The organism is Halobellus ruber, assembly GCF_014212355.1.
GTDB classification, from domain to species: domain Archaea; phylum Halobacteriota; class Halobacteria; order Halobacteriales; family Haloferacaceae; genus Haloquadratum; species Haloquadratum rubrum.
This window is the reverse complement of the sequence record NZ_JACKXD010000001.1, coordinates 77164-103359: the sequence shown is the minus strand read 5'-3', so window position 1 is coordinate 103359 and position 26196 is coordinate 77164. Positions and strand designations below refer to the sequence as shown.

The 26196-nt window shown below is 70.2% G+C and carries 28 protein-coding genes, 2 tRNA genes and 1 pseudogene; 13 read left to right on the top strand and 18 right to left on the bottom strand.

Features of this window, described 5'->3' with window-relative positions:
• The first annotated feature begins 142 nt into the window (after window positions 1-142).
• The 3 genes and pseudogenes from H5V44_RS00520 (at window position 143) to H5V44_RS00510 (ending at window position 2858) form a co-directional block, all read left to right on the top strand.
• A pseudogene (locus H5V44_RS00520) lies at window positions 143-1972 on the top strand (SLC13 family permease).
• 48 nt (window positions 1973-2020) lie between these two features.
• Window positions 2021-2093 (top strand) — tRNA-Pro (locus H5V44_RS00515).
• 177 nt (window positions 2094-2270) lie between these two features.
• The gene (locus H5V44_RS00510; protein ID WP_185191188.1) at window positions 2271-2858 is read left to right on the top strand and encodes a winged helix-turn-helix transcriptional regulator; all 588 of its coding nucleotides are present in this window, start codon (window positions 2271-2273) and stop codon (window positions 2856-2858) included.
• Window positions 2859-2874: 16 nt separating this feature from the next.
• Here H5V44_RS00510 and H5V44_RS00505 read toward each other — a convergent pair whose 3' ends face one another.
• Window positions 2875-3702 carry an MBL fold metallo-hydrolase gene (locus H5V44_RS00505; protein WP_185191187.1) on the bottom strand — a complete coding sequence of 276 codons (828 nt, stop codon included), beginning with the start codon at window positions 3700-3702 and terminating at the stop codon, window positions 2875-2877.
• Between the two features lie 464 nt (window positions 3703-4166).
• Between H5V44_RS00505 and H5V44_RS00500 the strand changes: the two genes are divergently transcribed.
• Window positions 4167-4538 carry a nuclear transport factor 2 family protein gene (locus H5V44_RS00500; protein ID WP_185191186.1) on the top strand — a complete coding sequence of 124 codons (372 nt, stop codon included), beginning with the start codon at window positions 4167-4169 and terminating at the stop codon, window positions 4536-4538.
• Between the two features lie 75 nt (window positions 4539-4613).
• Window positions 4614-5333 (top strand): SDR family NAD(P)-dependent oxidoreductase, encoded by a 720-nt coding sequence (locus tag H5V44_RS00495; RefSeq protein ID WP_185191185.1) that lies wholly within the window; start codon window positions 4614-4616, stop codon window positions 5331-5333.
• 31 nt (window positions 5334-5364) lie between these two features.
• On the opposite strand, the gene H5V44_RS00490 is transcribed toward H5V44_RS00495, so the two are convergent.
• Together H5V44_RS00490 and H5V44_RS00485 are read right to left on the bottom strand one after the other, a co-directional pair.
• On the bottom strand, window positions 5365-7545 hold the full coding sequence (locus H5V44_RS00490) for a hypothetical protein (protein ID WP_185191184.1): 2181 nt from the start codon (window positions 7543-7545) through the stop codon (window positions 5365-5367).
• A gap of 3 nt (window positions 7546-7548) precedes the next feature.
• Window positions 7549-7938, bottom strand: coding sequence for a DoxX family protein (locus tag H5V44_RS00485; protein WP_185191183.1), 390 nt, complete (start codon window positions 7936-7938; stop codon window positions 7549-7551).
• 127 nt (window positions 7939-8065) lie between these two features.
• Here H5V44_RS00485 and H5V44_RS00480 point away from each other — a divergent pair, with 127 nt between their 5' ends.
• Both H5V44_RS00480 and H5V44_RS00475 read left to right on the top strand, forming a co-directional pair.
• On the top strand, window positions 8066-8557 hold the full coding sequence (locus H5V44_RS00480) for an FKBP-type peptidyl-prolyl cis-trans isomerase (protein WP_185191182.1): 492 nt from the start codon (window positions 8066-8068) through the stop codon (window positions 8555-8557).
• A gap of 23 nt (window positions 8558-8580) precedes the next feature.
• Window positions 8581-9210, top strand: a complete 630-nt coding sequence (locus H5V44_RS00475; protein WP_185191181.1) for an RNA 2'-phosphotransferase — start codon at window positions 8581-8583, stop codon at window positions 9208-9210.
• Window positions 9211-9249: 39 nt separating this feature from the next.
• Here H5V44_RS00475 and H5V44_RS00470 read toward each other — a convergent pair whose 3' ends face one another.
• The 4 genes from H5V44_RS00470 to H5V44_RS00455 form a co-directional block, all read right to left on the bottom strand.
• On the bottom strand, window positions 9250-10131 hold the full coding sequence (locus H5V44_RS00470) for a metallophosphoesterase (protein ID WP_185191180.1): 882 nt from the start codon (window positions 10129-10131) through the stop codon (window positions 9250-9252).
• Window positions 10132-10224: 93 nt separating this feature from the next.
• Window positions 10225-10602, bottom strand: coding sequence for a cupin domain-containing protein (locus H5V44_RS00465; RefSeq protein ID WP_185191179.1), 378 nt, complete (start codon window positions 10600-10602; stop codon window positions 10225-10227).
• A 53-nt stretch (window positions 10603-10655) separates the two neighbouring features.
• Entirely contained in the window at window positions 10656-11621 is a 966-nt protein-coding gene (locus tag H5V44_RS00460; RefSeq protein WP_185191178.1) for an MBL fold metallo-hydrolase RNA specificity domain-containing protein, read from the bottom strand.
• A gap of 64 nt (window positions 11622-11685) precedes the next feature.
• Window positions 11686-13404: an ATP-dependent DNA ligase gene (locus H5V44_RS00455; protein WP_185191177.1), complete on the bottom strand. Its 1719-nt coding sequence runs from the start codon at window positions 13402-13404 to the stop codon at window positions 11686-11688.
• A gap of 86 nt (window positions 13405-13490) precedes the next feature.
• Here H5V44_RS00455 and H5V44_RS00450 point away from each other — a divergent pair, with 86 nt between their 5' ends.
• Together H5V44_RS00450 and H5V44_RS00445 are read left to right on the top strand one after the other, a co-directional pair.
• Window positions 13491-13919, top strand: coding sequence for a CopG family ribbon-helix-helix protein (locus tag H5V44_RS00450; protein ID WP_185191176.1), 429 nt, complete (start codon window positions 13491-13493; stop codon window positions 13917-13919).
• A gap of 139 nt (window positions 13920-14058) precedes the next feature.
• Window positions 14059-14754, top strand: a complete 696-nt coding sequence (locus H5V44_RS00445; protein ID WP_185191175.1) for a Dna2/Cas4 domain-containing protein — start codon at window positions 14059-14061, stop codon at window positions 14752-14754.
• Between the two features lie 48 nt (window positions 14755-14802).
• Here the strand turns inward: H5V44_RS00445 and H5V44_RS00440 are convergent, their stop codons facing one another.
• The 3 genes from H5V44_RS00440 to H5V44_RS00430 form a co-directional block, all read right to left on the bottom strand.
• On the bottom strand, window positions 14803-15441 hold the full coding sequence (locus H5V44_RS00440; RefSeq protein ID WP_185191174.1) for an L-threonylcarbamoyladenylate synthase: 639 nt from the start codon (window positions 15439-15441) through the stop codon (window positions 14803-14805).
• Window positions 15442-15502: 61 nt separating this feature from the next.
• Window positions 15503-16309 carry an ArsR/SmtB family transcription factor gene (locus H5V44_RS00435; protein WP_185191173.1) on the bottom strand — a complete coding sequence of 269 codons (807 nt, stop codon included), beginning with the start codon at window positions 16307-16309 and terminating at the stop codon, window positions 15503-15505.
• An 83-nt stretch (window positions 16310-16392) separates the two neighbouring features.
• On the bottom strand, window positions 16393-17055 hold the full coding sequence (locus tag H5V44_RS00430; RefSeq protein ID WP_394354499.1) for a DUF1405 domain-containing protein: 663 nt from the start codon (window positions 17053-17055) through the stop codon (window positions 16393-16395).
• Window positions 17056-17445: 390 nt separating this feature from the next.
• On the opposite strand from H5V44_RS00430, the gene gpmI reads away from it, so the two are divergent.
• The 3 genes from gpmI to H5V44_RS00415 all read left to right on the top strand — a co-directional run bounded on the left by gpmI (window position 17446) and on the right by H5V44_RS00415 (window position 19899).
• Window positions 17446-18960: a 2,3-bisphosphoglycerate-independent phosphoglycerate mutase gene (gpmI, locus tag H5V44_RS00425; protein WP_185191171.1), complete on the top strand. Its 1515-nt coding sequence runs from the start codon at window positions 17446-17448 to the stop codon at window positions 18958-18960.
• Between the two features lie 68 nt (window positions 18961-19028).
• Window positions 19029-19433 carry an STAS/SEC14 domain-containing protein gene (locus H5V44_RS00420; protein WP_185191170.1) on the top strand — a complete coding sequence of 135 codons (405 nt, stop codon included), beginning with the start codon at window positions 19029-19031 and terminating at the stop codon, window positions 19431-19433.
• 382 nt (window positions 19434-19815) lie between these two features.
• Window positions 19816-19899, top strand: a tRNA-Leu gene (locus tag H5V44_RS00415).
• Between the two features lie 382 nt (window positions 19900-20281).
• Here H5V44_RS00415 and H5V44_RS00410 read toward each other — a convergent pair.
• The 7 genes from H5V44_RS00410 to cofD form a co-directional block, all read right to left on the bottom strand.
• Window positions 20282-20524 (bottom strand): hypothetical protein, encoded by a 243-nt coding sequence (locus tag H5V44_RS00410; protein ID WP_185191169.1) that lies wholly within the window; start codon window positions 20522-20524, stop codon window positions 20282-20284.
• 43 nt (window positions 20525-20567) lie between these two features.
• On the bottom strand, window positions 20568-21275 hold the full coding sequence (locus H5V44_RS00405; protein ID WP_185191168.1) for an SDR family NAD(P)-dependent oxidoreductase: 708 nt from the start codon (window positions 21273-21275) through the stop codon (window positions 20568-20570).
• Window positions 21276-21338: 63 nt separating this feature from the next.
• On the bottom strand, window positions 21339-21935 hold the full coding sequence (locus H5V44_RS00400) for an NUDIX hydrolase (protein ID WP_185191167.1): 597 nt from the start codon (window positions 21933-21935) through the stop codon (window positions 21339-21341).
• A gap of 80 nt (window positions 21936-22015) precedes the next feature.
• Window positions 22016-22732 carry a DUF447 domain-containing protein gene (locus tag H5V44_RS17195; RefSeq protein ID WP_394354498.1) on the bottom strand — a complete coding sequence of 239 codons (717 nt, stop codon included), beginning with the start codon at window positions 22730-22732 and terminating at the stop codon, window positions 22016-22018.
• Window positions 22729-23613, bottom strand: a complete 885-nt coding sequence (locus tag H5V44_RS17190) for a triphosphoribosyl-dephospho-CoA synthase (RefSeq protein ID WP_221625512.1) — start codon at window positions 23611-23613, stop codon at window positions 22729-22731. The genes H5V44_RS17195 and H5V44_RS17190 overlap by 4 nt, the downstream gene beginning before the upstream one ends.
• The gene (locus H5V44_RS00390; RefSeq protein WP_185191165.1) at window positions 23589-24368 is read right to left on the bottom strand and encodes a tRNA-dihydrouridine synthase; all 780 of its coding nucleotides are present in this window, start codon (window positions 24366-24368) and stop codon (window positions 23589-23591) included. Before H5V44_RS00390 ends, H5V44_RS17190 begins: the two co-directional genes overlap by 25 nt.
• Window positions 24369-24419: 51 nt before the next feature.
• Window positions 24420-25412 (bottom strand): 2-phospho-L-lactate transferase, encoded by a 993-nt coding sequence (cofD, locus tag H5V44_RS00385; protein WP_185191164.1) that lies wholly within the window; start codon window positions 25410-25412, stop codon window positions 24420-24422.
• Between the two features lie 146 nt (window positions 25413-25558).
• Here cofD and H5V44_RS00380 point away from each other — a divergent pair, with 146 nt between their 5' ends.
• Window positions 25559-25759: a hypothetical protein gene (locus H5V44_RS00380; protein ID WP_185191163.1), complete on the top strand. Its 201-nt coding sequence runs from the start codon at window positions 25559-25561 to the stop codon at window positions 25757-25759.
• A gap of 99 nt (window positions 25760-25858) precedes the next feature.
• On the opposite strand, the gene H5V44_RS00375 is transcribed toward H5V44_RS00380, so the two are convergent.
• Window positions 25859-26191 (bottom strand): DUF7126 family protein, encoded by a 333-nt coding sequence (locus H5V44_RS00375; protein WP_185191162.1) that lies wholly within the window; start codon window positions 26189-26191, stop codon window positions 25859-25861.
• Window positions 26192-26196: the final 5 nt, after the last annotated feature.

The window sequence follows — 26196 nt, the reverse complement described above, 5'->3', positions numbered from 1 at the left end:
ACCGTCGCCGTCAAACCGTGTGCCAGCGCGTCGCCGTCGGCCGTTCGGGCGGCCACCGTCGACGGCGGGCCACGGCCGCCGGATCCCCCACCGTTTTGCATCGCCACGCCGACGCCCCGGTGTGGCACCGATACCGCCGGGGATCGCCGTCGTCTTCCTCGCAGTGCTGATCGCACTGGTGCTGTTCGTGACGGAGCCGGTCCCGGTCGACGTCACGGCCATCGGCGTGTTGGTTGCGCTACTCCTGGTCCAGCCGGCGTCGGTCGCGCTCGCGAACGCGGGCCTTGTCGCGGACCCGATCGTGCTCTTCGCGTCGTATCCGGCTGACGCGCTCTCGGGCTTTTCCAGCGAGGCGACGCTGACGGTACTCGCGGTGTTCATCCTCAGCGACGGAGTCCAGCGCACCGGCGTGATCCAGCGGGTCGGCGCGCGGATCGCGGAGTTCACCGGCGACAGCGGGACCCGGCAGCTGGGCGCGACGATCGGCGTCGTCGCCCCGATCCCGGGGTTCATCAACAACATCGCCGCGGTTGCGATCCTACTGCCGATGGTGACCGACCTGGCCCACCGCGGCGGGACGTCGCCGTCGAAGCTGCTGCTGCCGCTCTCCTACGCCTCGATGTTCGGTGGGATGCTCACCCTGATCGGGACCTCGACGAACGTCCTCGCCTCGGAGCTGTCGGGGCGGCTCATCGGCCGGACGTTCACGACGTTCGAGTTCACCCAGGTGGGGGTCGTCGTTTCCGTCGTCGGGACGGTCTACCTCCTCACGGTCGGTCAGTGACTGACGCCCGAGCGGATCGAACCGAGGGTCGACCTGACCGAGGAGTTCGGGATGGCGGAGTACCTGACCGAGGTCGTCGTCCGCGAGGACTCGTCGCTGGTCGGCCAGCAGGTCGGGCGGGCGCTCGTCGAGACCGACTTCGACGTCGACCTCGTGCAGTTGATCCGCAACGACCGGATCTTCCTCGAACCGCTGGGACCGAAGGAGATCCAGGCGGGCGACGTGTTCGCGATCCGGACCGACCGCGACACCCTCGTCGAACTCCTCGACGTCGAAGGGTTCGACATCGTGCCGACGGTCGTCGACGAGGCGGAACTCGAAACCGAGGGGGAACCCGACAGTCTGGTCGAACTGGTCGTGGCCCCGGCGTCGTCGCTGCTCGGGGAGTCGCTGGCCTCGTCGTCGTTCCGACAGCGGTACGACGCGACGGTGCTTGCGCTCCGGCGTGGCGACGAACTGATCCGCCGCCGGATGGACGACATCTCGCTCCGCGTCGGGGACACGCTGCTCGTCCAGACGACGGCCGAGAGCCTCGAACGGCTCGACGCCACGCGGGATCTGATCGTCGCCCGGGAGACCGACCGCCACGACTACCGGGGGGAGAAGACGCCCGTTGCGATCGGAATCGTCGTCGCGGTCGTGGGGTTGGCGGCGCTGGACAGCCTCCCGATCGTCGTGGCCGCGCTGGCCGGTGCGCTCGCGATGGTCGCGACGGGGTGTCTCCGCCCCACGGAACTCTACGAGTCGATACAGTGGGACGTGGTCTTCCTGCTCGCGGGGGTGATTCCGTTGGGGATCGCCCTGGAGTCGACCGGCGGCGCGTCGCTGCTGGCGTCGGTCGTGGTCGCGACGGGCGAGGTCCTGCCCCTGATCGGCGTGCTCGGGGCGTTCTACGCGCTCACCGCGGTCCTGACGAACGTGATCTCGAACAACGCCAGCGTGGTGCTGATGATCCCCGTCGCGGTCGAGGCCGCGGCGGCGCTCGGCGCGAACGCGTTCGCGTTCGTGCTTGCGGTGACGTTCGCGGCGTCGACGGCGTTTATCACACCCGTCGGGTACCAGACCAACCTGTTCGTCTACGGGCCGGGCGGGTATCGGTTCAGCGACTACCTCCGGGTCGGCGGGCCGCTGCAGTTGGTGTTCGCGGTCGTGACGACAGTCGGGATCGCCGCGATCCGGGGCGTGTAGCCGGCCGAGCGAAATCCTTTACTCGGTGTCCCCTCGATTAGCGGACGCGGGACCGTGGGTTAGCCTGGTATACTTCGGGCCTTGGGTGCCCGTGACCCCGGTTCGAATCCGGGCGGTCCCACTGCTTTGTGAGGAACGGACGTGACGAACCAGCAGTGACAACCCCCGGTTCGAACCAGGGAGCGACGCGAACGGAGTGAGCGGCGCGACCGTGGTTCGAATCCGGACGGTCCCATACCCGAGTGGCCGAGCGACGGCGAGGCCGGGGATTGTTTTCGCTCCGGCCGATAGCAACAGTATGACATCGCTCGACGAAACCGACATCGAGATCCTGCGGCTCCTCAGCCGCGACGCCCGGCGGACAAATGCCGACATCGCCGAACGAGTGGGACTGTCCGGGCCTGCGGTTGCCGACCGCATCAAACGGTTGCGGGAGGCGGGGATCATCAATCGCTTCACCGTGGACGTCGACCGGACGCAACTCGGGGCCGGCGTGCAGGTGTTCGTCCAGCTCGATCCGGGGGACTCGTTCGACCGGCTCCGGGACCGGCTTGACGACGCGGACACGGTCGAGCACGTGATGGTGACCGCCGAGGGAGAGCTCTGGTTCAACGCGCGGGTGGAACCGCACGGGGTGCACGGCTGGCTGCGTGACCTCGTCGGCCCGATCGACGCTGCGGAGTACACCGTCACCCTCGTGGACGAGATCGAGTGGCAGCCGTCGCTTGATGGCACCGAGTTCGCCCTCTCCTGTGCGGAGTGCGGAAACACCGTTGACGAGGAGGGGGAGTCCGAGCGCATCGACGACACGCTGTATCACTTCTGCTGTGCCACCTGCCGGGCGGCGTTCCGCGAGCGATTCGACCGGCTGTCGGACGGGGTCTAAACTGCTCCGGGCTCAGTCACGGACGCGGCGGGAGTTCGATCGAACTCCCGACGCCGACAGAGCGGAACGCGTCCGGGAGCCGCTCCGAAAGGATCCGCTCGGCCTCGAACCCAGTGCAGTGCGTCCCGGCGAACACGTCCAGCCGGCCGTCGAGCCAGTCCACCAGGTTGTGGACCTCCGCGGGCGTGCGGGCGACGAGGTGTGTTCCGCCGACGACGTACCGAACTGGCCGTCCGGTGACCGATTCGGCGTGTTCGATCGTGTTCCGCAGCCCCGCGTGACAGCAGCCGAGGACGAGCGCCGTCCCGTCGGCGGTCCGCACCGCGACTGACTGGTCGTCCGGCACCGAGTCCTCGACCAGCTCCCCGTCTGCTTCCCGGAGGTGGACAGGGTTGTCGGCGTGCGGTCGCGGGATCTCCCCGAGGGCGAACACGTCGTCGCACACCTCAACCGGATCGCGGTGTTCGACGACATCGGCACCGGTCTCGACTTCGGCCCGGGAGTACGGAACGCCGATGTGGATCGGATGTTCAAGTGTGCGGCCGTCCGCCGGCTCCTTGATGAATCGCGCGGTCCAGATACCGGGGTGACAGTAGACCGTCGGTGGATCGGACGGATTCAGGAACGCGTCGAGCCCTGCAGTGTGATCGTAGTGTGCGTGGCTCAACACGATGTTGTCGAAGTCGGAATCGAGACCGAGTGCTCGCGCGTTCCGGCGGGCAGCAGTCGACTGACCGGTGTCGAACAGCACCTCGCCGACGGCGGCGGCGAACCCCCACTCGCCGCGGAGGCCCTTTGGGATCCCGGTCGCGACGGTGTTGTCGGCCAGGACGGTGACTTTCATCGCCAGCCACCCCGCGACGTCGGGCGGGTTCCACGAGGACAGTACTGCGCCGGGGCGCCGTAACGGACGAAGGTGTTCGGAGGCGTGCGCATCGAATCACCCACCTCGAAGTACGGTAGCCCCGTTGATCGCGGTTTTCCCTAGAGATCCTAACCTGGATCGGCTCGAAGCTCGAAACCCGAACCGGAGCCGGCCGTCCGGAACGGTGAGCGGGGCCGAACACCCGACAGAATCGAACCTGTGTCGACTGCCGCGAGCGTCCCGACTGGCGGGAACGCCTCCCGGGAGCGGGGTTCCGGCCCGACGCACCATCGTCCGAGCGGGCTTCGGCCGCGGTTCGGAATCCGAACGGCCGCCGATATGAACCGGACGGCTCCCGCGAGGTCCGTTCGACGGCTGACCGGCAGGACGGTAGGCCGCCGCACGCCGACAGGTGTAAGTCGGCTCCGCCGGCCGGACTCAGTATGAGTGCCAAGGCCACGATCCGGGAGTACTACCGCACGCTCGAAGCCGGCGACCCGCTCGGCCCCTTTTTCGCCGCCGACGACGTCGTCAAGTTCGGGATCTCCGAGCGGCTCGTCGGGGGAAGCGAGGTCCGGCGCGGACTCGAAGAACAGACCGACCGGACCGCCGACTGGGCGGTCGACAGCCGCGCGCTCCGGGTGACGGACCGCGGGTGCCACGCGTGGTTCAGCGACAGCGTGGCGCTGTCGTGGCGGGACGTCGAAGCGGGCGTCGAGCACAGCTTCGAGACCCGGTGGAGCGGCACGCTCGAAGCCCGCGACGGCGAGTGGGTGTTCGTCGGGATGCACGTGAGCACCCCCCGGTCGTTCTGAGGGCGCTTCGGCCCGGTCGCCGGAGTTGATCCCGGGGACCACCACGGTTTTGCGACCTGCGACCCAGCCGTGGGTATGGCACGCACTGCCGTCATCGCGGGCGTCGGCCCCGGCCTCGGGGCGTCGCTCGCCCGGACGTTCGCCGCCGAAGGGTGTCAGGTCGCGCTGTTCGCGCGGTCGACCGAGTACATCGAGGACCTCGCGGCCGACCTTCCGGATCCGGGGGAGGGGCTCGCGGTCACGGTCGACCTCGCCGACGTCGACGCGATCCGGGCGGGTTTCGAGACGGTCCGCGAGGAGTTCGGCCCGGTCGACGTCCTCGTGAACCACGCCAGCGCCGCGTCGTGGACGGGTCTACTCGATTCGAGCGTCGAGGAGTTCGAGTCGGCGTGGGCGGTCAACGGCCGCGGGGCGTTCGTCTGCTCCCAGGAGGCCGTCGGGGATATGCTGGAGACCGGCGGCGGGACCGTTGTCTTCACCGGCGCGACCTCCGCGATCCGGAGCCTCGGGGGGACGATCGGGTTCGCGGCCGCGAAGTTCGCCGCACGGGGGATGGCGATGGATATAGCTCAGGAGTTCGGTCCGGAGGGGATCCACGTCGCCCACGTCGTGATCGACGGCCGGATCGACAGTCCTGAGCATCGAACCGAAGAGTCGGACCACGACCCCGACACGTTCCTCGACCCCGACCGGATGGCCGAGACCTACTGGCACTTGGTCGAACAGGACGACCCCAGCACCCAGCCGTTCGAGGTTCACATCACGAACGGGCCGCAGAACACCGAGTTCCTGTGAGCGGTGTCGGCCGGAACCCGGCCACGTCGCCTCACAGCTGCTCCGCCTTCCGGGCCTGTGCCGCCCGCTTTGTGGCCTGTTCGGCGCGGTTCCGGACGGCGTTGACGAACGGCTCCGGAACCTCCTCGCCGATCGCGTCGAGCCGCCGGATGACCCGTTCGATCCCCGCCTCAACGGCCCGAAGCTGTCGGTCCGCGTTGCCGCGGTTCCCGGCCCGGGCGCTTTCGGTCGCCCGCTCGGCGGCCTCGATCACGGCGTCGAGCGAGCGGACCAGCCCCCGGAGGCCGTTGGCCTTCCCCCGGAGGTCGCCGTCGTCGAGGATCGCCTGCGCCTGATCGCGGGTTTCGACCGCGATCTCGACGAGGAACGACGACAGCGACGCCGTCCCGGTTTCCGGGCGCTCGATGCGGATTGGGGGGCCGCCCGGCGGTCCGGTCCCGTCCTCGTCGTCGTCGGACCCGCCGCCCGGATCGGGGTTCACCCGGAACGCGCCCAACTCCCCGTCGGCGTCCCGCACCTCGGTCGTGTACGCGCCGCCGCGGTGGACGTAGACCGCGTCGGAGCCCTCGGTGGGGGCGTCGTAGAGCCGGCCGGCGAAGTCGTCCTCGACGGCGACCCCCGCGAGGTCGGTGTCGGTCCCCGCCGCGTCGACTTCGAGCTTCCGGGCGTTCTCCCGTGCGACAAGCGGGATCTCCGCGTCGACCCCGGCAGTGGTGACGCGTTCGGCGCGCCCGGCCGTCTCGGCGCCTTCGGCGTCGGCCGCCGTGTCGCCGTCCGCTCTCCCGACACCCAACCGCTCGCTGTAGGGGGCCTGTCCCGCGGCGTTGACCGTGAGCCGGTGCTCGCCCGCCGGGACGTCCCGGGCGGCGGCGACGCCCCGGAAGGTGGGCACCATCCGCGAGTCGCTCTCCAGGAGGGTGACCGCCTCGACGGTCGGGTCCCGCGTCGTCAGCCCCTCGCCGTCCGGGGCGTCGTCGGTCTCGACCGCCTCGCCGACGCCGGCGACGACGGTGTTGATCGGCGCGGCCGCCCCGATGGCGTCGTACCGTTCCGCGAGGGCCTCGCGGTGGTTCGGGTCGGTGATGTCCTCGGCCGGGTTGTCGTACCGGGACTGCTCCCAGGGCACCCCGGCGGTGGAGATATGCCCCGAGACCGCGTCCTCGGCGACCTCCGGGACCGCGAACTCGAAACTGAGCTGTGGTCCGGCGAAGTCGTCGATGTCTTCGAGGTCGCTCGTCGGCGCGAGGTCGTACGTGTACTCGGTTTCGGCGGTCTCGTCGCCGCCCGCGTCGCGGTCCTCGTGACGGAACACCACGCCGGTGGAGCGCTCGGGGAGGTCGGTCGGGGGCGTCGCGAGGTCGTCGAACGCCCGCACCGTGATCGAGCCGTCGATCAGCGACGACTCGTCGACGGCGGGCAGCCGCTCGTGGTCGTACACCGGCTGGCCTTCGTACTCGGGGACGACGTAGGGAAGTCGCCCGCCCTCGTCGCGGGGGAGCCCATACGCGAGCGGGAGCTCCGCGAGCGACTCGACGCCCTCGATGGCGGTGTTCGTGATGTCCGCGAGCAGGTTCGGCGCCCCGAGCCGCCGGAACTCGTCCGGTTCGTCGTTGATCGAGAGGGCACTGGAGTGTGAGCCCAGTTCCGAGAGGATCCGCGGCGCGGGGTCGGGCCGCGGGTCCAGGAACTCGTTGTTCGGCACTCGCGCCGAGTGGGAGCTTGCGACGTACAGTTGCGGCTCGCCGGTGTCGTCGTCGACGAACACGTGGAGCACCTCCCAGTCGTGCCAATGGAAGTTCGCGGTGAACTGGTCGAACGCCGCGTACAGCCAGAACTGGACGACCGACAGCGGCGAGTCCGCGTACTCGACGACGTTGTAGAAGACCGTCCGGTTCGGCGGCTCCCCGGCGTCGGCCAGCCGTTCGTGGTAGCCGTTCAGCGCGTCGAAGCCGTCGACGACGGTCTCGCCGTCCTGCTCGGTGGCGTACGGTCTGGGGTCGGTAGGGAACCACGGTTCGGCCGCGTCGTAGTACAGCGTCGGCGCAAACTGGGTAGCGAGTTCGTTCGCGCGGTCGGCGTCGACGGCGGTCGTGTCCGCGTCGGACTCGCGGTCAGTGAGCGACGAACAGCCGGCGAGACCGGCGGTCCCGGCGCCGGCCAGGGCCGTGAGAAGCGTTCGGCGGTCGAGGCCCCGAGACGAGTGGTCGGCCACACGTTACTTGTACGCCTCCCGGAGGAACACGAGCACGCCGCCCAGCATTGCCACATTGCCGAAGAAGGCCAGCCGCTCGCCGCTCTTCGATCCCGCCTCGGCGTTCCAGAAGTCGTGCATCGTCGGCGTCACGACCGCGAGGAAGGCGGCCGTCGCGCCGGTCGCGATCCGGGGGAACCGCCACAGCGCGACCCCGAGCCCGCCGACCAGCATCATCCCCGACGCGAACGGAGCCGCGAGGTCCGGCATCGGGACGCCGGCGGATTCGGCGTACTCGACCGTGTCCTCCATATCGCGGAAGTCCTCGGAGGCCTGCAGCGCGAGCCCCAGCCCGAGCAGCAGTCGCCCGAGCCGGGAGGGTGCGTCGCCGCCGTCGGTGGAGTCGTCGGTCATACGTCGGGCCTATCGGGGCGTAGGCATAAGCGTTCGGCACCACGGGGTTTCGCGGCCTCCACGCTCAGTCGGGTGCCGACCGCGCCGACCCGACAGCGTATTGCCGGTCGACGCCACACCGGATCGTATGGGCATCGAACCGGGCGACCGGGTCGCAATCGAGTACGTCGGACGCTTCGAGGACGGCACGGTGTTTGGGACCTCGAAGTACGCCGTCGCCGCCGACCACGGCCTCGCGGCGGCCGAGGACCGCGACCCAGACGACTACGGTCCCCTGACGTTCACCGTCGGCGCGGGCGAGGTGATCGAGGGGCTCGACGACGCCGTCCGCGGGATGGGGGTTGGTGAGGAAGCGACCGTGACGGTCCCCCCGGCGGCCGCCTACGGCGAGGTGCGCGACGAGCGGCTCCGGGAGTACGACCGGGAGACGTTCGAGGGGATGGTCGACGCCGAGGCCGAAGTCGGGCTCCACGTCCACGCACAGAACGGCCTCCACGGCGACGTGGTCGCGGTCCGCGAGGGGACGGTCGAAGTCGATTTCAACCACGAACTCGCCGGCAAAACGCTCATTTTCGAGATCGAGGTCGTCGACCGGCGGCCCGGCGACGACACAAGATAAAGACGATCGCCCTCGAATCGCCGATGACTGCCATCCGAACCTGCGGGACTCACGGCTACTTCGACGGCGACCGGTGCCCGGAGTGCGGCGACGCCGGGAAGCGGGTCCAATCGAGCGGTCGGCGTCGCCGGCTCTCGAAGTTCCTGAGCGGCCTGCTCAGGCATTTCCCCGACGAGTACGGGCTGGACCTCGGCACTCGCGGGTGGGCCGACCGCGGCGCGGTCGATGAGGCCGTCTCGGAGCGGTACGACTGGGCGGACGGGCGGGCGGTCGGGGCGGTTGTCGGGACCGACCCGAAGGGCCGCTTCGAGTACACCGGCGGCCGCATCCGTGCGGCGTACGGCCACTCGGTCGACGTCACGCTCGCAGACACCGACGAGCCGGTGCCGGACACCCTCTATCACGGGACTGCACCGTCGAACGTCGGGTCGATTCTCGATGGAGGACTCAGACCGATGGGCCGGCAGCTCGTCCACCTCTCGGCGTCGGTCGCCGACGCGCGTGAAGTCGGCGCCCGACACGCCGAGGACCCCGTCGTGCTCGTCGTCGACGCCGGGGCGATGCTGGCTGAGGGCCGGCCGGTTACGAGGCGGGGCGAGGCCGTATACACGACCGAGGCCGTCCCGCCACGGCACCTCCGCCGGCGGGAGTGACGCCGGCACAGACGGGCGTCGCCTCGTCGTCGTCGGGCTCTACAGTTCGGTCACCGTCGCCCCCGACGGCGAGTTCGTGACGGCCGCGATCCCGTCGGGGCGTTCGATCACGACGGCCTCGCCGCCGGGGACACCCAGGTTGTTTCGGATCACGTTCTCGCAGATCACGTTCCCGCGTCGCGTCGGGGACGCCTGTCGGGAGTGGCCGACGACCTGGGGCGGTGCGCCCCGCTTCATATGTTCGAGGTCCATCCACAGAAGCCCGGCCGACGGTCCCCGGCCGAACTGCCCGCCGAGGCCGAACACCAGGTCGTAGTCGGGCAGGATATCAAGTTGGTGCTCCCGGTAGCGCCCCTCCCGGAGCATCGTCACCAGCCGTCGGGCGGCGTCGCGCGCCTGCTCGTTTGCGGCGGCGACGTCGAACGGTTCGTTCGCGCCCGCGTGTGAATAGGTGTATTCGTATCCCTCGAAGGCGACCGGAAGCCGCGAGTCGGCGACGTGTTCGACGAACGACCGCCGGAGGTCGTCGTCCATCTCGATGCTGTACACGCCGGGCCACCGGAACCGGTCGGGGAACAGCACGGCCATCTCGTGGTTCCCCAGGTGGTAGCGGACGCGTCCGGGCGGCGCCTCGCTCGCGAGCCGCTCCAACAGCGCCAGACACGCACGGTTCCGGTCCCCGCGGTCGAGGAGGTCGCCGTTGACGAGCAGTACGTAGTCGTTGTCCGCCCAGTGGAGATGACCCTCGTCGTCGACCGTGACGACCGGCGGATACTCGTCAGTCTCGCCGACGGCCGTCAACGCATTCCGCGCCGCCTCCAGGTAGCCGTGAATGTCGCTGATGCTCACGATCGCCGGCAGCTCACCCCGCTGCTTGAACCACCCGATGCTGTCCGGGGCTGGGCCTGGGTCGAAGTCCATCCGTGGCCGCAACAACCGCTCGACGGGGGATCAAGCTTCCGCCGCCCCCAAGTTCGGGGCCGTCGTCCGGGCGTTGCTGACGACCCGATCGGGTCACTCGCGGATCTCGATCCGGTCGTCGGTCTTCGGCACGACACAGAGGAACGACCCCCGAGTGTCGCTGTCGTTTCGGTACCAGTGTTCGACGCCGGCGGGGACGAGGAGCGAATCGCCCGCCGAAACCGTGTACGTCTCCTCGCCGATGCCCACGACGTAGTCGCCCTCGACGACGAACTGCTCGTGTTCGACTTCGTTGGTGTGCCGCGGGACGCGGGCGCCCGGTTCCAAGACGAACCGACGCATATCGAAGTTCGGCGTCCCCTGGTCGTCGCCGAGTAGGACGCCCTTCCGGAGCCCGTCGGCGAGTTCGACCGACTCGTACTCGACGTCGGCCGCCCGGCGGAGGTGTGGAGTCGGATCGGATCCGATCATATCCAACTGTTTACGGGCAGCGACTTGGATCTGTTCCCGACGCCGGCGGCGGGTCAGAAGTCCCCGAGCGACAGCTGGTTTCGCCGGAGCGCGGTCGCGTCGTGGCCGGCCTCGGTGAGGTGGTCGGCCAGCGCCGCCGCCGACCCGTGCTGCGTGTACACCCGCTCGGGGTCGACCGCCGCAACCAGGTCGCGGAGTTCGGGGAAGTCACAGTGGTCCGACAGCGGGAACGTCTCGTCGAAGCCGCCCCGGAACTTGAACGAGTCGTCGACCGCCCACCCCGAAAAGCCCGCCGTCACCGCGCCCGCCTCGTCGGCGAGGTTCCCGACCCATTCGATCCGGCCGCTCGTCATCGGAAGCACCAGGGCGTCGCCGGCGTCGAGCGTGACTCCGTCGTGGGGCCGGGCGTCGAAGCTGACGTCGAGGTGGTCCTCGACGACCGCGTTCACCCGGCGGACGGCGTCGGTCGCGAGGATCCGGTCGCGGCCGGCGTCCTCGGCGAGCAGTTGGAGCTTCTGGGCGCGGCCGAGAGCGTACCCCAAGAGGAGGACCGGCGCCTCGGTGTCCGCCAGCCACGACCGGATCTCCGCGGCGACGGCGTCGTGGTCGGGGAAGGCGTAGCCCGGCTCGCCGTAGGTGGCCTCGACGACGAGCACGTCGGCCTCCGGCGGGTCGAACCCGTCGAGGTAGAACCGCGGGCGGGTGCAGACGTCGCCGGTGTAGAGGTACCGCGTTCCGTCGGGGTCGGTCACGAGCGCCGCCCGGGAGCCCGCGACGTGGCCCGCCGGCACCAGTTCGATCCGGTCGTCGGTCGTCCGGTGAAGCGGGGTGTCGCGGCGCGCGGTCGCGAGGTCGGCGGTGAGCTGCGAGCACACCGCCGTGGCCTCCCCCTCGGGGTAGTGGTCGCCGTGGGCGTGGGTGACGACGTTCACGTCCCCGTCGGGGTCGTCGGCGTCGCAGACGACCCGGGTGCCGTCGGAAAGGTGGATCTCGATCCCGTCGCGGTACTGGACCGTCACGCCCCGACGTTCGGGCTGTCGGGGTATGACGGTTGCGCCCGCCGGGTCGGGCCGGCGTCCGGCGCTACTGTCCCTCGTAGAGCGACTCGACCCGGCCGACGGAGTCTGCGTCGGTCGGCGCCACGTCCTCGCGAACACCCAGAAATCGAGGGAACCGGAGGGCGTAGCCGGAGCCGTACTCCGGGGACCGCTGGATCTCCTCGTACTCGACTTCGAGCACGACCTCCGGTCGGAGTTCCACGTCGCGGCCGTCGCGCGCGGTCACGAGGTCCTCCAGCCGGTCGGTCAGCGCCGCGAGCTCGTCGTCGGTGTAGCCGGTCGAGAGCCGCCCAACCTCCCGGAACGCGTCGGCGTCGGGGTCGTAACACCCCAGATACAGTCGGCCGAGCCACTCGCTGCGCCGCCCCTCGCTGTAGGTCGCGCGGGTGACGACCAGATCCAGCGGCTCCATCGTGGGTTTGACCTTCAGCAGCCGGCCGACCCGCCGCCCGGGCTGGTAGGTCGCCGCGGGGTTCTTTACCATCAGCCCCTCGTGGCCGGCGTCGAGCGCCTCGCGGTAGAACGACGCCGCAGCGTCGGGGTCGTCGACGGCGACCCGACGCGAGCGGGCGAGTTCCAGCCCGGCCCGCGGCTCGTCGGGGGCCGGCGTCACCGGGTCGACGACGTCGGAACACCGCTGCCGGCGGTCCGAGAGGGGCGACTCCAGCCGCGTCTCGTCGGTCGCCAGGCAGTCGAAGAGGTGGACCACGGCGGGGATCTCCCGGGCCAGCGCCTCGACGTCGGTCTCGCGTTTGATCCGTCGGGAGAGGGTCTGGAACGCCACCGGGTCGCGGGCGTCGGTCGCGACGGTCCCGGGGGCGTACCCCACGAGTTCGCCGTCGAGGATCGCGCGGTCGGCCTCGACCCCCGCCCGGACCGCGCTGACGACGTCCGGGAACTGATCGGTGACCTCCTCCAGCCGCCGGGTGAAAAGCCACACGTCGTCGCCGTCGACGTGGATCTGGATCCGGACGCCGTCGTACTTGTACTCACAGACCGCGGTGCCGTCGGCCGCGGCGTCGGCGACGGCACCGGCCGGCGACTCCGACTTCTCGGCGAGCATCACCTGGACTGGGCGGCCGGGTTCGACGTCGAGGGCGGCGAGCCCGTCGACCCCCGCCTCGCGGGCGGTCTCGGCGACGACGCGGAAGTCCGTCGTCACCTGGTAGGCACGCTCGACGGCGTCGACCGCGTCGGCGGAGCCGTCGAGAAACGCCACCGCGATCGCGTCGCGGATGGTGCCCTCGCCGACGCCGACGCGGAGGTGGCCGAGTGCCGTCCGCACGACGTACCGCGCCTCGTCGGGGTCGGCGTCGGCGAGCAGCCCGGCGACGGCGTCGACCTTCCGGTCCTGGCTGCCCGTGCCCTCGAAGTCGGCGAGGTCCCGGAGGGTGTCGTGGACGCGCTCGACGGTCAGCGGCTCCGAGAACAGGGTCTGCTGGCCGCCGTGTTCGGCCGCCCACGCCGCCGCGTCCCCGAGGTCGCCGGTCGCCTGCCATCGGTCGCGCACCGCAGACTCCGTCGCCCCGGTCGCGCGGCGGATCGCATCGAGAGTGAGGCTGGACGAGACCCCGAGTTCGGTCCGGTCGTACGCCGGGGAGAGCCGGCCGCGGGCGAGCGTGACGAGCCGGCCGAGCAGCGGCCCGGCATCGGCGAACACCTCGGCGAGGCAGTCGCGCTTCCCGTCGGTGGAGTCGGTGGCCGCGAGCCGGTCGTAGACGTCGACGAGGGCGGCGTACTCCATTACCGACGGATAGCGGCCCCCCGGGCAAAAGCCCACGGCCGGAGGACGAACCAACGTTTAATATTCGACCGTCGCTCGTTTAACATATGAGCGTCGTCAGCGTCTCGATGCCGGAGGAACTGGTCGACCGCATCGACCAGTTCGCGGAGGATCACGGCTACACCGGCCGGAGCGAAGTGCTCCGCGAAGCGAGCCGGAACCTGCTGGGCGAGTTCGAGGACAAGAAGCTCGAAGGCCGCGACCTGATGGGTGTCGTCACCGTGGTCTTCGACTACGAGACCACGAGCGTCGAGGAGAAGATGATGCATCTCCGCCACGAACACGAGGACATCGTCGCCTCGAACTTCCACAGCCACGTCGGCGGCCACCACTGTATGGAACTGTTCGTGTTGGAGGGGTCCTTGGAGGAGATCTCGACGTTCGTCGGGAAGATCCGGGCGACGAAAGACACCCTCACGATCGACTACTCGGTGCTGCCCGTCGACGACTTCGGCCCGTTGGCCGATATGGACTGATACTGTCGGCTATAAGTACGTGAAGAGTTTCCGCACCCCGGGGTACCGAAATCCGTCACGCGACCATAGCCGACAGTATGAGGCGTCGCCGTCTCGCCGACGCCGAACGTTCAAATACCGGAGCGGGACCATCCCTCCCGTGCCCGCTTCCGCCGACACGGTTCCGGTTTCGGACCTTGCCCGCGCGGCGTACTGCCCGCGACAGCTCTACTACGCCCGGCGCGACGACGATCGCGGCCCGCCGGAGTCCGTCGAGACCGTCAGGAGCCTCGCGTTCGAGTACGAAACGCTCCGGAAGGCCGCCGACAGCCGGCTTCGGGACCGCCCGATCGCGGTCCCGCCGGGGACGTTCCGGTCGAACCTCGACCGCGTGGCCGACCGCGACGTCTACGACCGGCTAGCTGACCCGGCTGGCCGCGACGTGCTCCTCCACGGCCGGGACTGCCGCGGGGTTGCACACAAACTGCTCGGCGCCGACGAGGGGCCGGGGGAGTCGTCGCCGATGCCGACGGTGATCTCCGCCGGCGAGCCGCCGCCACGTGGGGTGTGGGAGCCCCAACGCGTCCGGGCGGTCGGGCTGGCGTTGGCGCTCGCCTGGGAGCGCGGGCGGGAGATCCAGCGGGCGATCGTGGAGTACCCGCGGCACGGCGTCGTCCGGACGGTCCGGCTGACGACGCGGAACAAAAGCGCCTACCGCCGCACGCTGTGGACCGTCCGGTCGATGAGCGGGGTGCCGAGCCGGATCGACGACGAGTCGAAGTGCGACGCCTGCGAGTATCGGAAGCGCTGCGGGACGCGAACGCGCTCGCTGAAGACGATGCTCGGACTGGGCTGACCGCCGTCGAGGGCGTCCCCCAACCTCCCGCGGCGGCACCGACGCGGGCTATCCGTCCTCGACGACGGGCTCCGTCCCCGTCTCGTCGGCGAGCCACGCGACGATGGCGTCGGCCATCGCGCCGCGGCGGTGGACGACGTTCCGCTCGGGGTCGACGACCGTGCTCTCGGTCCCGGGTGTGGGTCCGGCGTCGACGACCGCGGCGACGGACTCCCGGAGCGCCGGGTCGAGGTCGTCGGGGTCCGTGACGCTCGGGGAGCCGCTCCGGTTCGCGCTCGTAGCGGTCACGGGGACCGCGGCTCGCTCGAACAGCGACAGCGCCGCCTCGTGGTCGGGAACGCGCACGCCGACCCGGTCGCGGCCGGCGGTGAGCAGGTCCGGCAGCGACGAATCGCGCTCGACGACGACGGTGACCGGGCCGGGGAGAAACGCCCGCATGAACCGGAGCGCGAGCCCGCTCGGTCCGGTGTGGCCCAGCGCGGCGTCGATGCTCGCGACGCCGAGCGACAGCGGCTTCGACCGGTCGCGACCTTTCAGCTCGAAGACGCGTTCGACGGCGTCGGGGTCGGTGGCGTCGGCGCCCAGCCCGTAGACCGTCTCCGTCGGGTACACGACGGCGCCGCCGTCACGGACGGCGGCCGCCGCCGCGCCGAGTTCGCGGTCGGACGGCCGTGTGTCCTCGGTCATCCGTCGGATAGAGGCGGTCGGCGGCCAAGAGCGTGGCGGCTCCGGGCCGGCGGCGTCGGCGCTACCGGATGGTCCAGCGGCGGCCGTCGCGTTCGATCAGGTCGCGGTCGGCGAGCCGTTCGAGCGCGGTCTCGACCCGATCGGGATCGGCGTTGATGTCGCCCGCGATGGCCCGGACGTCGCGGTTCCCCCGCGCGATCGCGGCGAGCACCTCCGCGTGGAACCGGCTGTCGGCCTCCGAGCCGAGCCGGTCGCTCAAGCTGTCGAGGACGTCGGTCACGCGCCCGTGGACCCACCGCTGTGCCAGGGAGAGTTCGCTCTCGACGTCCTCGAGGTAGGCGTACTCGCGGGCGAGGTCGGCGACGCCGTCGTCGGGATCCTCGACCGCGTCGTCGCTGCCGCTCGATCCCTCGGGTCGGGTGACGCCGGCGGGCTCGCCGTCGGTCCCGGCCCGGTCCTCGGGGTCGAACCCGACCTCGTGGTCGGCGGCGTCACCGTCGGTCCCGGCAGGGCCGTCGTCACGGTCGGCGGCGCCGGGAAGGTTCAACGAGATGTGCTGACACCGCCCGCGCATATCCAGGCTCCGGCTGGCGGGGTACGCGCTCTTCGCGCCGAACCGGTACGGCGAGACGCTGACCTCCAGTCGGAGGTTCCGCGCGATGTGGAAGTACTTCCGGCGCTGGTCGTCGGTCCGGCTCTCGATCAGCCCCGCGTCCTCGAGCCGCCTGAGGTGGTCGATGACGGCCTTGGGGCTGACCCCGAGGTACTCGCTGATCTCGGTGACGTAACAGGGTTTATGAGAGAGAAGCCGGAGGATGCGCCGCCGGTTCTCGTTCCCGAGAAGGTCCAGGAGTACCGCGGAGTCCATAACCGGAGGTAAACCGTTCAGCTATAAGATAGTACCGCATTCTTGCAGTATCGATATCGGCGTATTCTCGCTTCTCGAACCGTCTACCGGTCGAATACCCAGTACGCGTATCCGACGGTCAGAAACGAGAGGACGACCGTGATCCCCGCGAGCAGCGGCCCCGCCTCGTACCGCAGCGGCGGGTAGAGCCCCAGTCCGTAGTCGAAGGCGTCGTTGAGGAGGAGCAAGAGGAGCGCCGCCGCCAGCGCCCCGCGGGACGTACGACCGTAATAGGGGATGACGGCGGCGTGAAGCAGGAAGAACAGATGCGTGAGGAGGATGCCCCAGTACTCCCAGAGCAGGGTGGGGGTGAACCCGACGTAGAGGCCCGGGCGGAGATTGAGCGCGATGGCGGTCCAGACGCCGTATTTCACGAGCCACACGAACGCGAGGGTGTGGACGAGCGCGAGCAGCCGGTTCGAGGGGACCTCATCGAGCGACCGTCCCAGGTGTGGCAGCAGGGTCGCAACCGAGAGGGCCGCAAGCGCCAGCGCGGTCGGCGAATCGCCGAACAGCGGGTACGCAAGGGCACTGAGGTCCCGGAGCGAGGGGTCGGAGTGGACGTAGAAGCTGATGCCGACGAGAAACGCCGCGGCGTCGGCGACGAGCAGCCACCCCAGGCTTGCTGGGTTGCCGAGGTAGTACTGCACCCACCGCTTCGGGAACGGGCGCCTGAGGCGGGCCCGGAGGTCGGCGGCGTCGGCCATCGCCCCCATCGACGCCGGGGAGCCGAAAGAAGGTGTCGCGTCGGTACTGTGTGGTTGGGTGTGTCGTGGTAGGGAACGGTTCGTAGAAGACCTCGGAAGCCCCCGCGCTCTCGTCACCTGCGACTCGCTGTGCTCCTCGTCGCTCGCTTCGTCACCGGCGGCGAGCCGCCGGTTTCCAGCGAGACATCCGGTCTCGCACGGCTCGCTCCTGCGGTCCTTGCTCAGCCGTCTTCGTCGAGAGCGCGGCCCCTTCCAGTCCCACCCGATAGTGGATTCTCCATCAGCCGTCGCTCGTTCGGGCTCGTCGCCGTGGTGGTGACAGCGGGGTTTAGCCCACCACCCACCCCCAGAAACGAAGCCTATTCACCCCTCCTCGCCGTCGGACCGGGTATGCAGGTAGGGCTCGTCATCCTCGACGGGTGGGGTCTCGGCGACCACGACCGGCGGGACGCGGTGAAGGCGGCGTCGACGCCGAACGTCGAGTGGTTCGCCGACGCGGGGGCGTACGGCACCCTGGACGTCTCCGGCCGGCGCGTCGGCCTCCCCGAGGGACAGATGGGCAACAGCGAGGTCGGCCACCTCAACATCGGCGCGGGACGGGTCGTCACGCAGGCGTACACCCGGATCGAGGACGCCATCGCTGCGGGGGAGTTCCGGGACAACCCCGCGATCGAGTCGGCCTTCGACCACGTGGTCGGGACGGGCGGACGGGTCCACTGTATGGGGCTGCTCAGCGACGGCGGCGTCCACTCCGAGCAGGGCCACCTCCACGCGCTGATCGAGGCCGCGGCGGATTACGGCGTCGACGCCGTCACCCACGCGTTCACCGACGGCCGCGACACCGACCCCTACGCCGGCGAGGCGTACCTCACCCGACTCCGAGAGGTCGTCGACGAGCACGGAACCGGCGAGGTCGCGACCGTCTCCGGCCGGTACTACGCGATGGACCGGGATCGAAACTGGGAGCGGACCAAGCGCGCCTACGACGCCATCGTCGACCGCACCGCCGACCACGAGGCCGACACCGCAGTCGAGGCGGTCCGGGCCTCCTACGACCGCGGCGACACCGACGAGTTCGTCGAACCGACCCTGGTCCGGGACCGACCGGCGCTCGACGACGGCGACGCGGTGCTATTTTTCAATTTCCGCCCCGATCGGGCCCGCCAGTTGGTCCGGCTGCTCGCCGACATCGACCCCACGTGGCCGTTCGACACCGACCCGCCGGAGACGACGGTCGTGACGATGACCGAGTACGACGAGACGTTCGACCTCACGGTCGCGTTCCCGCCGGCGGAGCCCGCGGAGACCCTCGGGGAGGCGCTCGCGGCGGCCGGGGTGACACAGCTCCGGATCGCCGAATCGGAGAAGTACCCCCACGTCACCTACTTCCTCAACGGCGGCCGCGAGGTGGAGTTCGAGGGGGAGATCCGCCGGATCGTGGAGAGCCCGGACGTGCCGACGTACGACCGCCGGCCGGAGATGAGCGCGGCGGAGGTGACCGATACCGCGGTCGACCTGATCGACGCCGCGGATCCCGACGCGATGGTCCTCAACTACGCGAACCCGGATATGGTCGGCCACACCGGCGACTTCGAGGCGGCCGTGACCGCCGTCGAGACCGTCGACCGGGAGCTCGGCCGGCTGGTGCCCGCGGTCCAGGAAGCCGGCGGTCACGTGCTCGTGACCGCGGACCACGGCAACGCCGACGATATGGGCACGGCCGAGAAGCCGCACACCGCCCATACCACGAACCCGGTGCCGTTCATCTACCTGACGCCCGACGCCGACAGCGGCGGAAGACGTGTCCGCGACGGCGGCTCCCTCTGTGATGTCGCCCCGACGATGCTGGAACTGGTAGGTATTGAGGCGCCGGCGGCGATGACGGGCGGGTCGCTGGTGGAGTGAACACACCGTATTTCAGTTCTGATAGCCGGCCGCGAAGGTTTATTTCCCACAGTTTGGGTTGTCACACTATGGCGTACTACGACGAGGACCACCTTACGGCACAGTACGACGAAGAGCTGAACGCTGTCGTGATGGAGTGGCACGATTTCGCACAGGGGGCGGCGTTTCGGGAGGGGCTTGACGCCGGACTCGAACTCGTTCAGAGGGAAGGCGCCGAAAACTGGCTCGCGGATCTGCGCGAGATGGGAACCGTCTCCGACGACGACCAGGAGTGGTCGAACACCGACTGGTTCCCGCGGGCGGTCGAGACGAGTCTCGCTCAGATGGCGATCGTACAGCCGGAGAGCGTGATCGCGAACATGAGCGTCGAGAACATTATGCAGGAGGTCGGCGACGGGGCGCTGCGGACGCACTACTTCGATACTCGCTCGGAAGCCGTCCAGTGGCTCCGAAGCCGATCGGCGACGGTCTGATCGGGGGTTTCGTCGCTTCCCGCTCCGGCCTGTTTTTGCGGTGAGACAGCGGGCTGTCGTTGAGGGTCGGGAGGTACACGAGCGCACGGCGTGTGGTCCGCCGGTAGACTGGCAGGCGTGGACCGAACCCGAGCGCGCTCGACCGTCCCTCCCCCGTTCAACGGGTAGGGGAGGATTCGGATCCGCGCATCGGCGGCACCGCTCGCTGTCGCTCGCCGCGTCGATACGCGGTGGGCCGGCACGCGGGTTGTCGCCTCTACGGCATCCCTCCGTGGCCACCTGAAAACAGCGGCACAACAGACCAGAGCCACCCGAGGGTTTCCCACCGAAGACGGGTGAATACCACACGATTCAAGACTCGTCAGTGGCAACGCTCCACTGCGCCACGGTAGCCAAGTTCGGAAAAGGCGGAGCACTCAAGATGCTCTCCCATAGGGGTCCGCAGGTTCAAATCCTGTCCGTGGCAGTTCCTCGGTAGGACTGGGCCGATAGCATCAGCGATCGTGAGTGAAAACCTGAGGGATGGATCGAGGTAAGATCTCCAGCCTGCTCCGAGCGTCAGGATACGCACAGAGGACACGGGGTGACATCCCCTCGCGTCCGAACAATAATCCGTATGAGTCCACGTGGTGAGGCGGCTGCGTCACGAACCGCTGGAGGCGGACCCGGGTTTGAGGCCGTCGCCTTTTTCTATCGTAGCGTTTGCAACTGGTTGCACATCCGGTCGCACGCCGTCGTGCGATCGAGTGAGCGAAGACTTCCAAACGCTACTATGACTCGGCCACCCTCGCGCAGTATCGAGTTCGGTTTCGTCGCGATTGAAGCCACCGATCTTCCCCAGCCGTCAGCTACCCCAACTGCTCCCGAAGCCGCGCAGGGACTTCGAGCCAGAGGCCCACAGCAACGGCTGGAAGGACGACTGCAACGAGGACCAGAACGATCCCGCCGCCGACGGGCGTCACCAGAAGCAACCCCAGCAACAGCCCGACGATCGCGACGGCCACACCCCCGTGGGCGAGGACGTCGGCGACGCCGGCGGCGTAGTCGACGAGCGCGCCGGGGGACTCGCGGACGCCCGGATCCTGCGACATACCTCGGGGGACGGAACCCGGGCTCAAAGAACTGTCCACTCGGTCACCACTCGATCGGTTCCGTGTCCCGCCAGAACCGGCCGCTCGGCGACCCGGGTCGGAACCGACACAGCCACGTCGGGGTCTCGGCGCCGCGTTCCACCGACCGGTCGGCCTCCGCGCCGCCCATATCGGTCCGGACCCACCCCGGACAGGCCGAGTTCGCGAGCAGCCCGTCGTCGGCGTACTCCCCGTGGAGGTACGCCGTGAGCCCGTTCAGCCCGGTCTTCGACACGCGGTAGGCCGGCGACCCGCCGGACTGGCCCTCGCCGATCGCGCCCATCCCCGAGGAGACGTTGACGACGCGGCCGCCGTCGGTCCGGAGCAGTAGCGGGACGGTGTGCTTGCACACGAGCATCGGGCCGCGGAGGTTGGTCGCGAGCGTCCGGTCGATCGTCTCCACCGACTCGGAGACGATGTCGGACCCGAACTCCCCGATCCCGGCGTTGTTGACCACGACGTCCAGCCGGCCGGCGGACTGGAAGATCTCGTCGGCCGCCTGGGAGATCTCACCTTCCTGGGTCACGTCCACGAGGAGGTGCTCCCAGTCGTCGGGGACGTCGTGGGTCACAGAGCGGGTGGCGGCGAAGACGGTCGCACCCAGATCGTGGAGGTTCGACGCAACCGCCCGGCCGATACCGCGGTTCGCGCCGGTGACGAGGGCGACCTGTCCGTCGAGCGAGTCGTAGAGCGCCGGCGTAGCGTCCGTCATCGTCACCGGGGAGGAGCCGGACCGGCAAGGGGGTTCCGACCGCCGTCGGAAGCGTCTTTCCGGTTACTCCTCGAAGTCCCGCCGCATCGCGATCTCGAACCACGGACACAGCCGGAGCTGCCGGTACCACGAGGGGTTCTCGTGAAGGTGCTCGTAGTCGGCCCACAGCAGCCCTGCGATCTCCGACTCGTCGGGGTCGAGTGAAGCGTCTTCGAGCGTGACCTTCAGCACCGAACAGACCTCCCACTCCAGGCCGGCGTTCTCGTAGTACCGTTTGTACTCGAACTTGTCAGTCACCCGGAGGTCAGAATACTGGTCCGGGGTGATCCCGAGTTCGTCGTCGAGGCGTTCGCGGGTCGCCTCGAGTTGTGACTGGCCCTCGGCGGGGTGGGAGGCGACGGTGCCGTCCCAGAAGGTGTCCCAGAGCCGCTTTTCGGGCGACCGCTGGCCCAGCAGGATGTGGCCCTCGGCGTCGAAGACGAGACACGTGAACGCGCGGTGGCGGGTCCCCGCGCCCGTGTGGGCGTCGAGTCGGTTCACGAGCCCCGTGCGTTCGTCGTCGGCGTCGACAGCGATCACGTCCTGGCCGGCGTTCTCGTGGACCGGCTCCGCGTCGGCTCCGGCAGCCCCCCCGGCGTCGTCGCGTTGGTCTGTACTCATACCCGGAATCTCGGGCAGGAGGCTCAAGGAGTCTTCGGTGCGCGACGGTCGCGGACCCGTCGATCGCCGGAGCCCGACGCTCAGGGGTCGAACCGAACCGCGTCGGTCGCGTCGTCGAGTCGCTCGCGCCACCCGGTCTTCGAATCGAGCGTCGCGAACGCCTCCCGTTCCGGGCGGCCGCCGCACCGATCGACCACGTCGGCGAGCCACCGGAGCCGCGCGAGGAGGTCGTCGGTGTCGTACGCGGGAACATCGAGCCGCGAGGCCGCCACGGTGGCCTCGATCACGGCCGCGAACCCCCGGTTGATCCGGGGGACGACCGGGTCGACGACGGCCGCCTCGACGGGGCGGAGCTCCCACTCCTCCCACCGCGTCCCGCCGTCCTCGCCGGAACCGACCCGCTCGGCCCGCACCTCGACCCACGCGTGGGCCTCGGGGAGGACCGGTTCGTCGACCTCGTGGATCGTGAGCGCGGCAGCGACGAACGTCCGCGGGTCGGAGACGAACTGGATCACGCCGCCGCCCTGCCGGTGGAAGTTCCGCCGCGTCCGGGTGTTCCCCCACGTGGTTGCGGTGACCGGCTCAGCCGGCGTCGCCCCCACAGACCCGTCCGGCGCCTGCAACCCGAGCGCGGCCAGGTTCCACCGGTCGTTCGGCCCCAGCGTCGTCACCACCGATTCGGTGACCCCACGCAGGGCGAGCGGCCAGCCGTCGACCCGGTCGGCGTCGGCCGGGTCGGTCACGGGGTCGTAGTCCTCGGCGCCGTCCGCCCGGGGAGGCGTCTCATCGCCGCTCACACCGACACCCCGCGTTCGAGCGCGACGAAGGCCGCCGCGGTGACCAGATCGGCGGTCGCCCCGGGGTTGATCCCGCGGTCGAGCAGGTCGGAATCGAGCGCGGCGACGGCGTCGGGGTCGCCGCGCGCTGCTGCCGCACGCTCGCGGACCTCCGTGGCGACGTCGGCGCCGTGGGTCGTCCGAACGTGGGTGTCCGCCTCGGCCGCGAGGCGGTCGAGGAACGCCCGCGCGACCCGGTCCGTGAGGGGGCCGTCGTCGTCGACGATCCCCGCCGCGGTTTCGAACGTCCGCCGGAAGCCGGTCGTCCATTCGGTCGCGTTACTGTCCGCGGCGCTCCCGGAGAGCACGTCGTAGAGGGTGAGTCCCCTGGCTTTCAGGCGCGGAATCGCTGCGGCCCCGCGCCGCACGTCCAGCTCGCCCATCCCTGCCGGTGGCTCCGCGACCGCGACGTCGACGTGCTCGAACGCGCGGTAGAACGCCGCCGCGTCGGCGACGGTCGTCGACTCCGCGATCGCGGCGGCGCCATCGGGCGACAGCGCCCGATCCGCCGCGGCCGCGGTGCGAACGAGCGGCACCACGAGCAGGAGGCTCCCGAACTGGGTGTTCGTGCCGGCTCCCCGGGCCATCCCCGCGACCGCGCGCTCGAAGGCGCCCCCGACGGGGTCGGCGGCGGCCGCGTCGCGGAGTCCCGCACCCGCCCCGACGCCGCCGGCGAGGAAGTGGCCGAGCCGGAGGCTCGAGTGGTCGTGGTCGCGATCGACGTTCCCCGGCTTCGGTGCCGCCGCGACGTCCGCGAGCAGTGCTACCTGGGCGTGCTCCGCGGGCCCCCACTCGGCGTCGGGGTCGGTACCGGGGGTCACGACACGTCCGCCTCCAGACATATCCCGGTGGCGTCTGCGGTCCCGCCGTCCCACTGCTCGACGGCGCGGCGGACCCGCCGTCGGACCGCCGGATCGGTGCTCGGCCGGCCGATGCTGACGGCGTCAGCGCCGTACCCCAGGTACTCGGCGACGCTCTCCGGACCGCGGACCTCGTTGTTGGCGATCACGAAAAGCGACGGCGCCGCCTCGGCGACCTCGCGGACCACCGGCTCCGAATCCATCGCGTCGATGTGGATCGCCTCGGCGCCGGCGTCCGCGACCGCGCGGGCGACGCCGGGGAGGTCGACGCCCGACACCCCTGCGCGGACCTTCACGCCGGGCGCCGCGCCGGCGTCGCTCGCGGCCGCAACGAACGTACGGAGTCGGTCGGTGTCCCGGAGCAGCGCCTCGCCGCAGCCTACCGCACACATCTCTGCCTGCCGGCAGTGGGCGTTGATCTCCAGGATCGCATCGTGGGCCGCACAGACGCTCGCGACCTCTGCGACCGGGGCGGCGGCGGCGGCGCGGACGTTCACGCCGGGTCTGATCGGGGCGTCCGCGAGCGCGTCGAGTTGCGCCGCCACGAACGCGACCGGGTCGGGCGGCAGGAACTCCTCGCGGTCGCGGGCGACGAGGTCCCGGGCGGCCTCGCGGGTCGGCTCGTCGAGGGCGATCCCGCCGAGGAACGCCGCGCCGGCGTGGTCGGCGCCGGCTCGGGCCCACGCGGCGTCGGCCGCGCCGCTGAGGCTCGCGAGGGCCACTCGCGGCGCGAACACCTACGACGCACCTCCCGTCACCGACGCCGTCCGGAGCCGCCGGCCCCGCATCTACGCCACCTCCGACAGGGCGTCGGCCACCGCGCGGGCGACGCGCTCGGCGTCCTCGGCCCCGTCGATCCGGGTGTCGGTCCTGGTCACGGGCCGATCCAGGTCGGTCGGGTCGTCGTCGTCGAGGACGAACGCGTCGGCGAAGGGGTACGCGGCCGCGACGCCCGCGGTCGAGGCCTCGTAGCCGACGCCGCGCATCAGCGCGGGTGCGGGCCCGGAGAACACCGTCCCGCCGACGAACGGCGAGACCGCGACCACCGGCGTCGATTCGAGCGCCGCTTCGATCCCGTCCATCGCGAGCATCGGCCCGATGCTCGTGACCGGGTTGGACGGGCCGACGACGACGGGGTCGGCGAGCGCCTCGTCGGCCTCCGGGGTCGGCGCCGCGCTCTCGGCGCCGCGGAACTCGACGTCCCGGACCGGGGGGTCACCGCGGCGGTGGACCCAGTACTCCTGGAAGTGCATCGCCCCCTCGTCGGTGTGGACGATCGTCGCCACGGGATCGTCGCTCATCGGCAGGAGGTCGATCTCCAGCCCGAAGGCGTCCGCCAGGAGCCGCGTCACCTCGGTCAACGACCGCCCCTCGTCGAGCAGCGAGGTCCGGGTGAGGTGGACCGCGCGGTCGCGGTCGCCGATCCGCATAAACTCCGCGACGCCGGAGAACCGGCGCCAGCGTGCGATGTCGCGGCCGGCGGTCTGGGCGTCGGAATCGAGATACCGCGGGCCGGGATCGAGCCCCGCCGCGTCCGCGAGCCGCCCCAGTTCGGTGTGTGTCGCGGCGGTGTCGCCGTCGATTCCCCACCAGGTGTCGGTGTCGAGAACGCCGCCGCCGTGAAACAGGACGGTGTCGACGTCCGGACACACGAGGTGGCCGCCGAGTTCGACGTCGTCGCCGGTGTTCGCCACCACCGTCGTCGCCGACGGGTCGAACACCCTGTCTGCGCCGTCAAGCAGCTTCGGGGTGCCGGTCCCACCGGCGAGGAACGTGACCATACCCTGGGTTGGGCCGACGGCGGTTTGAACGTTGCTTCGGCGGCAGCGGGTTGTGCGGTCGTCGTACCCACAGACGCGCTCAGCGGAGCCAGCGGGCTGTAGTCGAAGGGGAAGCCCCAAACGTCGCTCTCCCGTATGGGTGCGTAATGAGCGACACAACGGACACGGACGCGGGACCGAAAATATCGGTTGCGGTTGTCGACGAGACACACGCAAACGAGATCCCTGACAACATCGACTCGGACCTGTATACGACGACGAGACCGGAGTCGTCGTTGGTCGAGTTCGCGGCCGACCCGGAGGGTGAACTCGCGGACGCACTGCGACGGAACGGGTTCGACCTGTAGAGCTATCGTAGCGTTTGCAACTGGTTGCACATCCGATCGCACGCCGTCGTGCGATCGAGTGAGCGAAGACTTGCAAACGCTACTGTAACGACGCGGTTCCTACTCCCCGACGTGGCCGTTTGCGAGTTCGTCGGCGACGACATCCGGCGTCAGGAGGTCGGGGTCGATCGCGAGATCGGCCTGGCCGCGCGCGAACTCCGGAAGGGAGTCCCGCGAGTAGGTCACGATCCGGACCTCGGTGTTCGCCTCCTTCGCAACCGGGATCGCGGAGGCGTCGTCCATCTCCGTGAGCACGAGGGTGTGGGCCTCGGCGAGGCCGGCGGCGTCCAGCGACTCGCGGGTGGCGATCCCCTCAACACGGACGACGTCGGCGCCGAGCGCCTCCAGGGCGCCCGTGAGCCCGTCGTCGTCGGGACCGGCGAGGATGATCATCGAAC